This is a genomic window from Metabacillus arenae, from assembly GCF_014773385.1.
In the GTDB taxonomy this organism is placed as follows: domain Bacteria; phylum Bacillota; class Bacilli; order Bacillales; family Bacillaceae; genus Metabacillus_D; species Metabacillus_D arenae.
On sequence record NZ_JACXAI010000029.1, the window covers coordinates 1 to 14,038 of the forward strand.

The 14,038-nt window shown below is 41.7% G+C and carries 13 protein-coding genes; 8 read left to right on the forward strand and 5 right to left on the reverse strand.

Annotated elements, in window-relative coordinates; genetic code table 11:
- Positions 1-524: 524 nt before the first annotated feature.
- Positions 525-1,295, forward strand: coding sequence for an alpha/beta hydrolase (locus IC621_RS18980; protein ID WP_191160367.1), 771 nt, complete (start codon positions 525-527; stop codon positions 1,293-1,295).
- Positions 1,296-1,925: 630 nt separating this feature from the next.
- Here the strand turns inward: IC621_RS18980 and IC621_RS18985 are convergent.
- The 5 genes from IC621_RS18985 to IC621_RS19005 form a co-directional block, all read right to left on the reverse strand.
- Positions 1,926-3,119: a thiolase family protein gene (locus IC621_RS18985; protein WP_191160369.1), complete on the reverse strand. Its 1,194-nt coding sequence runs from the start codon at positions 3,117-3,119 to the stop codon at positions 1,926-1,928.
- A gap of 47 nt (positions 3,120-3,166) precedes the next feature.
- Positions 3,167-3,502 carry a DUF3870 domain-containing protein gene (locus IC621_RS18990; protein WP_224752647.1) on the reverse strand — a complete coding sequence of 112 codons (336 nt, stop codon included), beginning with the start codon at positions 3,500-3,502 and terminating at the stop codon, positions 3,167-3,169.
- A 118-nt stretch (positions 3,503-3,620) separates the two neighbouring features.
- Positions 3,621-4,394 (reverse strand): SDR family NAD(P)-dependent oxidoreductase, encoded by a 774-nt coding sequence (locus IC621_RS18995; RefSeq protein WP_191160371.1) that lies wholly within the window; start codon positions 4,392-4,394, stop codon positions 3,621-3,623.
- Between the two features lie 46 nt (positions 4,395-4,440).
- Positions 4,441-5,079, reverse strand: coding sequence for a 3-oxoacid CoA-transferase subunit B (locus tag IC621_RS19000; protein WP_191160373.1), 639 nt, complete (start codon positions 5,077-5,079; stop codon positions 4,441-4,443).
- Positions 5,076-5,735 carry a CoA transferase subunit A gene (locus IC621_RS19005; protein ID WP_191160375.1) on the reverse strand — a complete coding sequence of 220 codons (660 nt, stop codon included), beginning with the start codon at positions 5,733-5,735 and terminating at the stop codon, positions 5,076-5,078. Before IC621_RS19005 ends, IC621_RS19000 begins: the two co-directional genes overlap by 4 nt.
- Before the next feature lie 568 nt (positions 5,736-6,303).
- Here IC621_RS19005 and IC621_RS19010 point away from each other — a divergent pair.
- The 7 genes from IC621_RS19010 to IC621_RS19040 all read left to right on the forward strand — a co-directional run bounded on the left by IC621_RS19010 (position 6,304) and on the right by IC621_RS19040 (position 14,037).
- Positions 6,304-7,284, forward strand: a complete 981-nt coding sequence (locus IC621_RS19010) for a phosphoglycerate dehydrogenase (RefSeq protein WP_191160377.1) — start codon at positions 6,304-6,306, stop codon at positions 7,282-7,284.
- A 40-nt stretch (positions 7,285-7,324) separates the two neighbouring features.
- Positions 7,325-8,215, forward strand: a complete 891-nt coding sequence (locus IC621_RS19015; protein ID WP_191160379.1) for a fumarate hydratase — start codon at positions 7,325-7,327, stop codon at positions 8,213-8,215.
- Between the two features lie 4 nt (positions 8,216-8,219).
- Positions 8,220-8,831 carry a FumA C-terminus/TtdB family hydratase beta subunit gene (locus IC621_RS19020; protein WP_191160381.1) on the forward strand — a complete coding sequence of 204 codons (612 nt, stop codon included), beginning with the start codon at positions 8,220-8,222 and terminating at the stop codon, positions 8,829-8,831.
- A 609-nt stretch (positions 8,832-9,440) separates the two neighbouring features.
- On the forward strand, positions 9,441-10,895 hold the full coding sequence (gene nhaC, locus IC621_RS19025) for a Na+/H+ antiporter NhaC (protein ID WP_191160384.1): 1,455 nt from the start codon (positions 9,441-9,443) through the stop codon (positions 10,893-10,895).
- Between the two features lie 379 nt (positions 10,896-11,274).
- Positions 11,275-12,174 (forward strand): DUF6282 family protein, encoded by a 900-nt coding sequence (locus IC621_RS19030; protein WP_191160386.1) that lies wholly within the window; start codon positions 11,275-11,277, stop codon positions 12,172-12,174.
- A 165-nt stretch (positions 12,175-12,339) separates the two neighbouring features.
- Entirely contained in the window at positions 12,340-13,302 is a 963-nt protein-coding gene (locus IC621_RS19035) for a fumarylacetoacetate hydrolase family protein (RefSeq protein WP_191160388.1), read from the forward strand.
- A gap of 135 nt (positions 13,303-13,437) precedes the next feature.
- Complete coding sequence (locus IC621_RS19040; RefSeq protein ID WP_191160390.1) at positions 13,438-14,037, forward strand: flavin reductase family protein; 600 nt, start codon at positions 13,438-13,440, stop codon at positions 14,035-14,037.
- The last annotated feature ends 1 nt before the right edge of the window (position 14,038 follow it).

Genomic DNA, 14,038 nt, shown 5'->3' on the forward strand with positions numbered 1-14,038 from the left:
ATGCGTTCTATGCGCGAATTCTCATCCTCTATGAGCGAAAATACAATTCTATGTGCGGTTCTCCTTCTATGAGCGAATTCAAGGGCTCTATGAGCGATATTGGGAGTTCTATGCGCGAATTCTCATCCTCTATGAGCGAAAATACAATTCTTTGTGCGTTCTCCTTTCTATGAGCGAATTCAAGGGCTCTATGAGCGATATTGTGCGTTCTATGCGCGAATTCTCCATCCTCTATGAGCGAAAATCACAATTCTATACGTGATCTCCTTTCTGTGAACGATTCCGTGGATTCAATGAGCAATTTTTGAATTTATGCACGAAAAAATCTCTTGCCATATGCGTCTGTCTATAGGCTTTTTTCATTTTCAGATTGACAGATCGATTCATGAAGTGATATTCTTAAAACCAACTAATCTTATCGGTTTTATAAAAATAAAGATCTTATGTGAGGTATTTCTTACAAAAATTTAAAAGAGAGTAAGTAATGATAGTTTTTTGCTTAATTCAGGAGGGATATACTAGTTATGAGCTTGCAAACAAACAATGTTATTTCGGGTGCTGAAGCATTTTTTTACAAAGGAAATCATATCGGGATTTTGATTTGCCATGGATTTAATGGAACACCTCAAAGTGTGCGTTTTTTAGGAGAACAATTTGCTAATGAAGGATACACCGTGCTTGCTCCACGATTAAAAGGCCACGGTTCTTCAGTTGAGGAGTTTGAAGGCAGCTGTTATGAAGATTGGAAAGAAGATCTAAAGCAAGCATATGATAAGCTTGCACAACATTGCAGTCAAATTTTTGTGATTGGCCAATCCATGGGTGGAACACTTTCTCTTGATCTAGCAAGTAAATTAAATAACATACTTGGGGTTATTACAATCAATGCTGCTCTTGAAGTTCCTGCTTATCAAGCCTATCAAGAAAAAACCTCCCCCCGCTTTATCGCTGAAGGTGAACCGGATATAAAAGCGAAAAATGTAAAAGAAATTACCCACAACCAAATTCCGCTTGCTTCTATAAAAAAATTACTAGCATTAATGGGAGAAACAAAGCAAAGACTTGGTTACATCACTGCCCCTGTCTTGCTTTTCAAATCTCCTGAAGACCATGTTGTGCCTGCTCATTGTTCAGATAAAATTTATAATCATGTGCTCTCTACTCATAAAGAGATGGTTGAACTTAACAATTCCTATCATGTTGCCTCGATGGACAACGACAAGCAACTCATCGTTCAATACACAGTTCAATTTATCCATAAGGTTCTGCAGTCTAATCAACTTGCCGTCAAATGAGACCCCTCCAGAAAAATAAGAAAAACGCTAGGGTATTTTTCAAGAAATGAGAGATGGAAATTGATTCAGCGAATAAGCTGATTTCTTTATATAAATAATCATCTATACCCTTTGGCGAATTATTGAACTTAAATTTACTGATCTTACCAAGGAAAGGCTTCGCTGATAGGCAAAGCCTTTATTTAGTTTGATTTTCACTAGAGCAAGAACAACGGAAGCAGTATGTAGATTTGAACCGGAGTCAATTCGCATTTATACGGATCGAATTGAAGCACTAGCCCTAAATGTCCAAAACTTTACCTAAAGTTAGCGAATGACCAAGAGCTAAGACTGTTCCAACAGGATAAAATGATTTCTAATCTTACCCCACAATATATTTGAAATACTGGAAACAGATCATTTGCCTATGCTCAGTAACCCAATGAATTGCAGATCTCTCTGAATACGTTTCTGTCTCAATGGGAACTCGAATAATAATTTTATAGTATGAGGAGCTTTAGTTAAAGATCATCTGATTTGCTACTGCTGCTCTTTTGTTCTGGAACTAAACCAGCTAATAAAGTGTATTGATCTTCAGCAAAGCTGAGACAAACATTTCATACATATACACCATAGGGAAGGGGCAGAAATTTATTGTAAGTTTTCTACGATTGCAGCAATTCCAAGCCCGCCAGCTATACAAAGAGTGGCTAAACCATAGCGAGATTGACGTCTTTTCATTTCGTGTAATAGGGTCACCAGAATCCTCGATCCGGAATTCCCAATAGGGTGTCCAAACGCAATTGCTCCACCATTGACATTCACTTTCTCCGTTCCTATTCCGATTTCTTTTAATACAGCAAGGGATTGCGCTGCAAATGCTTCATTAAGTTCAATCAAATCGATATCATCTATGGTCAAACCTGCACGGGACAAAGCAAGACGAATTGCAGTAACCGGTCCTATCCCCATCAATTCAGGAGAAACACCAGCAACTCCTTCAGACACAAAGCGGGCTATAGGATTTATACCTAAGTCTTGTGCTTTACGTTTAGACATTAAAACCAATGCTGAGGCACCGTCATTACGGCCGGAGGCATTTCCTGCTGTAACTGTTCCATTCTTTTTAAACACTGGTTTTAGTTTAGCTAGTTCATCCAATGAGGCTTCGCGAGGGTGTTCATCAGTCTTAAAATAGATTGGCTCCTTTTTTCTTCGAGGGATGGGAACGGGAACTATCTCTTCCTTTAGCTGACCTGTAAATATAGCTTTATGGGCGCGTTCCTGACTTAATAAAGCAAATTCATCTTGTTCTTGCCGACTGATACTATATTTCTCCGCCAAATTTTCTGCAGTCATCCCCATATTCAATTCTCCATATACTTCTGCTGGTTGGGAACGAGGCTGACTTTCTGTATTTGGATCTAGCAGAAGCGTATTTCCTGCTAGAGCTCCATACCGAGCATTTCGTATATAATACGGTGCGGTACTCATCGATTCAACACCACCGGCTAAGACAATTTGAGATAATCCAAGCGTAATCTGATGTGCTCCATTTATTACAGATTGTAAACCGGATCCACATTGACGATGAACTGTATAAGCAGGTACTTCAATCGGTAAATTTGCTTTTAGTGAAGCTAACCGAGCGATATTCGGATTATCTGCACTTTGCTTTGCTTGTCCTAAAATGACTTCATCTAATTGTTCTCCTTGAATTCCAGCACGATTTAAAGATTCATTGATTACCACTTCAGCCAAATCCTCTGGAAGTACATCCTTTAAAGTGCCGCCCAGTTTACCAATAGCCGTACGGACTGCTGACACAATGACAACTTCCTCCATGGTTCATTCCCCCTCCAAAGTCATATGAATTCTATATTCCTTTGAAATTATTTATGTAGCTTCTTCCCTAACTTCGGAAGCGCTGTTTGTACATAACGTTGATACGCGATGCGTAGCGCCATAACAATCGAATCATTGGAAGCTGTAAAACAATGCGTTTGAACTCTTTCTATCAATGGTTCTATTCCTTTCGACAAGTCATAACCAGTAATAAGTCTAGATATAAAATCTTTTCCAAGTTCTGTGAGAAATATATATTCACAACGAATAATAGTATGGGTATTCGGATTAATTTCCAAAATAACCCCAGTTGTTTTGTAAGCCTCATACATAGCGCTGCCTTTTGGTGCTTGTGCATAAGCTGTTATGAGAATGGTCTCCAATGGAAAGCCCCCTTAAGGTTTATGATCCAAGATTCCCTTTGAGTGTACTTGAATGTATGATCGACATTCAAGAGTACGAATAATGCAATAATCGTCTTGACTTACTAAATCCATCATACTACAGTATCAAATCTACCTTATTTTCCACTGGCGAATTCAGATCGTGAACGTATAATGTTTGTCCTGTAATGTAATCTGCTCCAGATGATGCTAAGAAAAGATAAGCGCCAACCAAATCAGATGGTTCTACGTTTTGATGGATGAGAATTTTTGGGGTAGATAGGCCACTTGGGTTGCTAGATAAATTATCTTTGTTAGAAATGCTACTCCGGCCTACTGCATTAACGTTCACACCAAATGCAACGTATTCCCGGGCTAATGATTTTGTCATTTCAAGAACACCGTTATAATTGGTTATATGAGAAACTAGGTTTTGATGTCCATTCTCTAGAAAATCGGAAGCTGTATTAATGATTTTGCCGTATCCTTGTTCCTTCATCACTTGTCCCACTTCATGAGCTATCAAAAGCATACCTCTAGGCTCTATCTCAAATATTTTGTCGGTATCGGTTTCAATTTTTCGTATATTTTTACTGGTATGGTTTACTAAAACATCGATCGTTCCAAGCTTTTCACAAACATCGACAACTGCATTGGCCACTAGTGCTTCGTCAGTCATATCTATCCCGTAAGTCAAACATTTCCGTCCCATTTCGGTGATAATCGAACGTATATTTAGCATCGACTCTTCGTTTCCATCAATCAAAACTACATTTGCCTGGTGGAAAGCAAAAGCATGGGCTAAAGTGGTTCCAACCATATTGTCTGCCCCAGTAATAATTACATTTTTTTCCTTCCAATCAAATAAGTTTCCTACCGTCAATTCATTCAAAGAAGGTAACCTCCTAATCCTATTGATATGAAAAACAATTGTCTAATTAATTCAATTCAATGATGAAGTTTGCAGCGGTCTTGGCTTTAACTTCTTCTAAGGTCACGCCAGGCATCAATTCTTTTAAAACAAGTCCATCTTTTGTCAGAGTAAATACGGCAAGTTCTGTAATAATCATGTCAATGGACCTTTCAGCTGTCAGAGGTAGGGTGCAAGTATCTACAATTTTGGATTCACCGTTGCGTGTCGAATGATTCATGGTAATTATAATGCGTTTGGCACCAACGAGAAGATCCATCGCACCGCCAACCCCAAGAATCGCTTGTCCTGGCACCGACCAATTGGCCACTCTGCCTTTTTCGTCCACTTGCAATGCACCTAGGATAGCCACGTCAATGTGGCCACCGCGAATCATAGCAAACGATTCGTCACTGGAGAAAAAGCTGCTCCCAATTTCCTCTGTAACAGGTAATTTCCCTGCGTTTACTAAATCTTGATCAATTTCATTCTCAGTTGGACTCGGTCCTACGCCAAGAAGCCCGTTTTCCGTATGCATGTAAACGCTAACGTCTTTCGGTAAATGTTCGACCACAAGGGTTGGAATACCGATTCCTAAATTGACAATATTTCCGTCTTGAAGTTCTTCTGCTGCACGTTCAGCAATTAAACCCTTTATATCTTTCATAGAGTTGTCCCCCTAAGAATAATGTAATCAATGTATAAATGCTGCGTAATTATGGATTCTGGATTAAGGGAACCTGGTTCAACAATTTCGTCCACTTCTACAATCACTGTTCTCACCGCCGTGGCCATTGCAGGATTAAAATTGCGTGCCGTTTTCCGGTAAATGAGATTTCCCAGTCGATCTGCCTTATGTGCGCGAATCAGTGCGAAATCCGCTTTAAGGGGATTCTGAAGGACATAGAGCTCATCATCAATGAGCTTCGTTTCTTTTTCTTCGCCAAGCAATGTTCCGGCGGATGATTTCGTGTAAAATCCACCGATACCGGCTCCCCCTGCTCGAATGGCTTCGGCAAAAGATCCCTGTGGAATTAACTCCACTTCCAATTCCCCATTTAAGTAATGCTGGCCCACTATTCGATTACTTGTAAAATAAGAACCAATGACTTTCTTAATCTGTCCATTTTCGAGTAATCGACTGAGTCCCTTACCAGGTTCACCGATATTATTGCTAATAATTGTTAATTCAGACTGACCTTGAAGGTAAAGTTCATCAATTAACTCTAGCGGACTTCCGACCTGGCCAAAACCGCCAGACATAATGGTAGCACCATTAGGGATTTGTGACACTGCGTACTCTTTTGAAACCACCTTGTTCATAGAATATTCCCCCAATAAAAAAGCCAAGCTTTTGTCATCAGCAAAATAAGCTGAATGACAAAAAACTTGGCTTTCTTTGTTTATTAACAGTGCTTTTGATAAGCACAGTTATGCAAAGAAACTGTTTTTCGTATTCGAAAGTAGTTTATCATTTACAAAAAATTGATTCAAGCTGAAAAGATGATTTTTTGTAATTTTCTAAAAAGTACTTGTACTTATGTGATAATGTTTGATAGCATAGAATACAAGTTAAAATCCGACGGGTTGTCGTTACGTTGTCCCAAAGGTGCTATAACGCTTTTGGATAAGCGACGCAAGCCAAGCAATCTGTCATCTACAATGAATAACGACTGATTTCGATCAGTGGGTTCATTTAATGGTGGCATTGTTTGGTTTTTTTGTTGTTCAAATTCATCCGACGACAGTACTAAAACAATACCAGTCCGCATGCTTTAAGAGGACTATGGTTGATCTGCATGCCTTAGAGATCACCATATTCTCACATAAGATTGACAACATGCGGAAGGGTAAGCCCTGGAACAATGGATAATATGAATGGGGTGACTCTATGAAACGGGTGTTGATTGGCAACACCACTTTTGCCTCCACGGCACCTGAGGCCTTGGAGATGTTGGAACAAGCTGGGTACGAGGTGGTAGCTAACCCATATGGTAAACCACTCAACGAGGACCAACTGCTAGAGTTAATTGGCGACTTTGACGCCATTGTCTCCGGCTTTAACCAGATCACTGCCAGGGTTCTGGAGCGGGCAGACCGTTTGAAGGTCATCGCGCAGCATGGTATCGGTGTGGATAGCATCGACGTGGCGGCGGCAAGCCACCGCGGCGTGGTGGTGTCCACCGCTGTGGGAACAAACGAGAACGCGGTAGCCGACCTTACCTTCGGACTGATGCTCTCCCTGACACGAAGTATACCCGCTGCCCATTCACTTGTGATCGGAGGGAGCTGGAGCGTCATCACAGGAGGAGAAGTCTGGGGCAAAACCCTTGGAATCGTTGGCCTGGGACGAATTGGCCGGGCTGTTACCCGGAGAGCACAGGGATTTGAGATGAACGTGCTCGCCTATGCAAGGAGCTCCGATGAGGAATTTGTAAAGGAACATGGCATTTCACTTGTAACTATGGAGGAACTGCTCTCCCAGTCGGATTTTGTCACGCTACATGTCCCGTTGAAGGAGAACACTCGTCACCTGATCGGGGCCGAGGAATTGGCTCTTATGCGGCCAGACTCTTTTCTCATCAACACCGCCAGGGGAGGCTTGTTAGATGAAAATGCGGTCTTCCATGCCCTGGCGGAGAAGCGAATCGCAGGAGCTGCACTGGACTGCTTTAGCTCAGAGCCCCCCACGGGGAGCCGTCTGCTTGGACTGAACAATTTAATTGCTACACCGCACATGGGGGCCTTCACCAGGGAAGCCTTGGGACGCACGAGCATTTCCTGCGCCCAGTCGATTTTGGATGTTCTAGGAGGGCGCCGTCCACAATTCGTGGTCAACCGAGAAGTCCTGTCCCAATTGTGCCTCCGGTAACTGTGATGTTATGAGACAACTTTCAAAGGAGGAAAGATAGATGACAATTTCGTATGCTCTGCTCCGGGAGACGATAAAAGAGGTCTTTATCCGGGCGGTGACACAGGTGCCGGACGATATCCGGTATTCGTTGAAACAAGCCTTAAAGCGAGAGTCCAACGAGCAGGCAAGGAACATTCTGGAGGTCATCCTCGATAATGTCCAGACGGCAAAAGAGACTGGAACGGTCATCTGCCAGGATACCGGCGTACCACTCTTTTATCTCAGAACTGGTCTAGGCATGGAGGTGGAGGGTGACATCCGCCAGGCCTTTTCAGATGTAGTGGCTGACCTGACCGTTAACCGACCCCTGAGGTCAATGATGGTCCATCCTGTGACCCGAGAGGGGTGCGGTAACAATACCGGGCCGGGGATACCTATCGTAAACGTTGAACTGATCCCGGAAACAGATTATCTCGAGATTACCTGTTTCCCCAAGGGGGCAGGTTCAGGATTCTGGTCCTTCTTTAAGGTCTTTCAGCCTCAAGAGGGGATGGAAGCGGTAAAAAAGTACATTCTGGAATGTGTGCTCAAAGCTGGCTCCAACCCCTGCCCGCCTACCATTGTTGGGGTAGGCCTCGGCGGAACTTTCGATGAGTGCGCCAAACTAGCCACCAAGGCCACGATGCGGCCACTATACCAGCGCCACGCTGAATCCGAAATCGCCGAGCTTGAGCAAGACCTGCTAGAAGCCATCAATATGAGCCAAATCGGGCCGATGGGCCTCTCGGGAGATACCACAGCCTTGATGGTCAATGTTGAATACGCTTTCACTCATAGTCCGTGGCTACCGGTTGCTGTGGTGCAGAACTGCTGGCCTGGTCGGCAGTGCACGGCGCGTATCTACCAAGACGGTCGGGTGGAATGGTTCCAGCATAGAGAGGAGGAGTAGTTGCATGGCTGAGCGAGTAGAACTGGGAACGCGCGTATCCGAAGCCGATATCCGTCAGCTTCGAATAGGGCAGAAGGTCTACCTAACTGGTACCTTTTTTACGGTGATGCGTCCCTGGCACTTCACACGGAGCCTAGAACTTCTGCGGAGGGGTGAGCCCCTGCCGATGGCTGTGAATGATTCTTTCTTAGGCCACTGCGGTGCAGTGTATCGGGAGCGAGCAGATGGTACTCTTAAAGTAACCGAGGTAGGCCCAACTACGAGTTCAAAATTCAACGAATTCACGCCCGAGTTTATCAAGCTTTCGGGAATCCGCGGTGTAATAGGTAAGGGAGGCATGGACAAGGCTACCCAGGTGGCAATGCAGGAGCATGGTGCTGTCTATCTCTCAATGATAGGGGGCTGCACGGCCACTTACACCTGCGGGGTGGAAGGAATTGTGCGAAAGTATTGGGAACAGCCGAACTGGACGGAGAACGTGTTGGAGTTGAAGGTCAGGAACTTCGGTCCTCTTTTCGTTGGAATCGACGCCAACGGGAACAGTGTTTACGAAGAGGCACGGGCACGGACCGAAGCGGCGATGCTTCAAATGAACAGGCGGTTGTTCCACCAGTAACTGCTATTACACTTTACCCATCGAGAAGGGGTACGTACCCAACTGAAGGATTTAACGGCTTACAAAGGGACCAATAACACAGCTCTATTTACAGGGAAAATATTAACGTTGAGGACCATAGTATGGAAGTTGAAATTTCAGATATGTATGATAATAAAAATTCAAGTTGGGTCTGACTCAATTTTATAATACGACGGATTGTCGATTACGCTGTCCCAATTGTGCCATAACACTTTTGGAAAAGCAGCGCAAACCAAGCGATCTGTCATCTACAATGGCTCACATCCTTTTTAATGTGGGTTCATATTGTGATGGCTTAGCTTGGTTTTTTCGTTGTTTTGTATCCGGTTACAAGGCTGACAGATGTGTCACAAGAAAATGAATTGATAGGATGATGTTATACAGTAACAGAGATCACCTGCCCGCTATAGTTATTCGACGGATCTTCAAAAATTGCCTTAGATGTTATCATAATGTAATTATGAATAAAACCTACGTTTTTAGCACATTTTTGAGTTAATATGACAAAACAACAGCGGTATGAATTGTTTGAAAAAAAATGTCGTTTGAACATTGTTGATAGTGCTTTCAAAAAGGAGGAATATAAAAATGAAAAGACCTATTTCAATGCTAGATGTAGTTGTATTTTTAATGGTTGCTTTTGCTATCATTATAGGCGGGCTTGTCTACGTCAAAGCTCCTCCAGCCATCGTTCTTCTTACAGCGGGTGTCACGTTAATTATTATGGCTATTATGCGCGGAATTCAGTGGAAAGATATTGAAAAAGATATTTTCGATACAATGCAAAAAATATTACTTCCTGCTCTTATTTTATTGGCAGTCGGGATGCTCATCGGAGCATGGATGATTTCTGGAACGATTCCACTGATCATAAATTATGGTTTGCTAGTCTTACAGCCATCGATTTTCCTTATTGCTGCGCTATTGATTTGTTCTATCACTTCCATACTAACCGGAACAAGCTGGGGTACGATTGGGACAGTCGGAATTGCTTTAATGGGTGTTTCTACAGGCTTAGGTATTCCAACAGAATACACCGCAGCTGCGATCATTACTGGGGCATTTTTCGGTGACAAATTGTCCCCATTATCCGACTCAACCATTATTGCTTCTGCATTAACCGAAGTAAATTTAATAGAACATATCAAGCATCTGCTATCCACCACCATGCCTGGCTATGTTATTTCAATCTTTCTATTTGTAATTCTCGGCTTTCAGTTAAATGAAAAGCAATATGAAACCGGCAACGAAAGTGTAGTTCTTATTACAGGCACTCTACAGGATTCTTTTCATTTAAATCCTTTACTTTTATTACCACCGTTGCTTGTTTTGGTTCTGGTTTTTAAACGTTCTTCGCCTTTACCAGTGTTTATGTTGGGTATTATTACTGCCTGTGTGTTAGCAGTAGCAGTTCAAGGGAGCAGCTTAGCAGACATTGCCAAGACATTAAGTGATGGATATGTTGGGACAACCGGTGTAGAAATAGTTGATTCCATGCTTTCGCAAGGCGGATTACAAAGCATGTTCAGTACTGTAATGATATTTTTCGCTTCTTCTATTCTGGCAGCCCCTTTAAAAACGACAGGCATTTTACAACTTATGATTGATACGATTTTGAAAAAGGTGAAATCTTCCAAAGCAATGATGACTTGTTCACTGTTTTTACACGGAGGGTTTTATTGCGTAACTGGGAACTTTTCCAGCTCTTATGCAGTCATGGGACCAATTTTAAGTCCGCTCTACGACAAATATGGATTACACCGCAAAAACTTATCTAGATCGTTGGAAGACACGGGAACCGCTATAGGTCCTGGTATTCCTTGGGGGATCTCCGCTGTTTTCATTATGAATACATTAAATGTCTCGGTTTCCCAATATATTTTGATCACCCCTATTATTTATACTGGTGTTATATTTGCATTGATTTACATTTATACTGGTTTTTCAATTGCCAGGAACAATACCGTACCGATCGAAGCATTGCCCTTGAAGTCTGGATCTTCTGATCGTCAGGAACATTCTAAATCTGTGGACTCGCTATAGTTTTCAGTATTGAGGGAAATCTTTTAAGAAAATCAGCTTTTTTATTCCGAAAATGTATTCCCTTAGATTTATCAAAATGTTGGCAATTCCCATAATCTTTTAAATATACTTGCAATTACCTGATAATGTCTGATAATATAGGACACAAGTTAGTATATTTAAAAATCGGATATTATACGACGGGTTGTCAATTACGTTGTCCCTATTGTGCCATAACACTTTTGGGAAAGCAGCGCAAACCAAGCGATCTGTCATCTACAATAGCTTACACCTACTATTTCAGGTGAATCTATATTGTGATGGCGTCGGTTGGTTTTTTTGTTGTTTCGTATCCGGTTACAATTCCGACAGATGAATTACAAGAAAGCGAGATGATACGATGTACACCGAGTTACTTGAAGGAGCCTATGATCTACATGTACACTTGGGTCCCGACGTTAGTGAAAGGAAGCTAGACGACTTGGAGATGGCCGAGCGGATTCAAAAAATAGGAATGAAAGGATTCGGGATTAAGTCCCATTATTTCTGCACTGCGGCAAGAGCAAAATTAGTCAAAAAGATATATCCTAACCTAAATCCGGTCGGAGCCATCACCTTAAATCAGTTAGTAGGGGGTGTTAGCCCTTTAGCTGTAGAAATGGCCGCACGTGATGGAGCTAAACTTGTTTGGATGCCTACGTTTGATGCGAAAAATGAACAAGAATTCTTTCTTAAAAAGGATAAATATGACAAATTGCCATACTGGGCTCAATTGCAGTTTGAATTAAAAGAACAGGGTATTACTCAACCTCATTCTAGCATTTCTATATTGGATGAAAATGGGAAATTGAAAAAAGAGTCATTGGATGTCCTAGACCTCATTTCTAAACATCAACTCATCCTAGCTACAGGTCACTTAAGCAAACGAGAGATCTTTGCTTTAGTTACTGCTGCTCGAGATAAAAATGTGAAGAAAATCATTATAACTCATCCTACTTTTTCCTCTGTTGGTCTATCAAAAGAAGAACAAAAAGAACTTGCTGAATTAGGAGCCTATTTGGAACACTGCTTTGCGCTAGTGAAACCGAGATTTGGTATAGATTGGGATGAACTATACGAGCAAATCAGATATGTAGGTCCAGACCACTGTATTCTATCAACAGACACCGGGCAGCCTTACAATCCATATCCTGATGAAGGTTTACAAACATTTGTCAGCAATTTATTAAACAATGGGTTTACGAAGGAACAAATTAAACGGATGAGCGTTGAAAACACTACATTATTAGTGGAAGGATGACTTTCATTGACCAGAAAGTTCTAGCTTAAATGAAAAAGCGCGCTATATGATGCTAGACGAATTGAAAATGATAGAATTTTTAAAACAGTCTGATTGTAACGTATCAATTCTATTTTTTTATTTTAAATTTTCATACTTTGATTATAATTAAGGAGGAGATTGTTCATGAAATTAGCTAGTTTTATAGTCGACAACCGTAAGACCATTGGTTTTGCACTTGAAGATGGAAAAGTTGTGAAACTTACAGATGCCTTTGAGGCGGCAGGTTTAAATCAAACAGATGCCCCTGATTGCATGCTTACCCTGATTGAAGCTGGATCGTCTTTACAATCTAGCATTGACAGCGCCGCTAAAGCCGCAGCAGAGAGTAATGTGAAGCGGTATTTAAAAGATGAGGTCTCATGGCTGCAACCTGTGCTGCGACCTTCGAAAATCGTTGCGGTAGCTTGTAACAATAAAGCAATTACCAATAGAGCTAAATTCTATACAGATAATCCTATGTTCTTCAACAAAGCCCCGTCTTCTCTCATCGGTCACGAGCAGCCGATCGAAATTAGACCTGATTATGGCCTTACCCATCCTGAAGCCGAATTAGCCGTCGTTATCGGCCGTCGTTGTAAGTCCCTCTCCCTAGAGGAGGCCATGGGTGCGGTATTTGGCTACACGATTATGAATGATATCACCTCAGTAACACTAAAAAGCGATGACACGATTGTCTTCCCTAATCCCGGTGTTACTCCACCGCCACCAGGCTGGGAGCATGGAGAAAAACACCTTACTTACCACGCTAGATCCAAGAGTACAGACACCTTCGGACCGTGTGGACCATGGATTGTAACGAAAGACGAGATCCCTAATCCTGACGCTTTATCCGTAAAAGTGTATATGGGCGATGAATTGTGCACAGAGGACAACACGGGAAATCTTAATTACTCGGTAGCACGCGTTCTTCACCACCTTACCAAATATATGACGCTTGAGGCGGGTGACATCGTTCACATAGGAACAGCCTCAAAAGGGAAGTACCAGCTACGTGAACTAGACTTCCAGAAATGGGATGGTCCTTGTTCTATTGAAATTGAAGGAATTGGGCGATTAAGCAATCCGATTAAAAGAATTGAAATCTAAAGATTTTTTTTTACAATGAAGAGAAAATGTTACCATTTTTTAACAGACTCTCTTTATATCGATCTCTACCTTATAAATCATCGAAACGGATTTTCAAATTGATCAAGAAAAGCTCAAACTAAGGAGTGGTTTTATTTGATTTTTGAGCAACATGAATTAAATAAAAAGGAAGTTTATAAGTTACTAAGCGGTTCTGTTGTACCAAGACCGATTGCATGGGTATCTACAGTCGATAAGCAAGGTACACAAAATCTTGCCCCATTTAGTTTTTTTACGGTGGCATCATGGAACCCTCCTACTCTATGCTTTTCCGTTGGTCCAGGGGCGAGTGAAACCCGCACCACACTAAAGGATACTTTAGTTAACATCATAGAGACAGGTGAGTTTGTTATTAACATTGTATCTTTTCCTCTAGCCAATCAAATGCACGAGAGTAGTATGAATTTTCTTCCGAAAGTGGATGAGTTTGATGCAGTGGGAGTTACACCAGCAGACAGTAATATTGTTCGTGCACCAAGAGTTCTTGAATCACCTATTAATATGGAATGTAAATTAGATCGAATTATTGAAGTTGGAACTAATCATCTAGTTCTAGGCAGATTGGTTTGCTACCATATTAAGGACGATGTTTATATAGAGAACTATAAAGTGAATACTGAAAAGTTACAACCGATCGGTCGACTGGGCGGAAATTATGCTTTAATCAATGATTTTTTTGAATTGACAAAACCTTGAT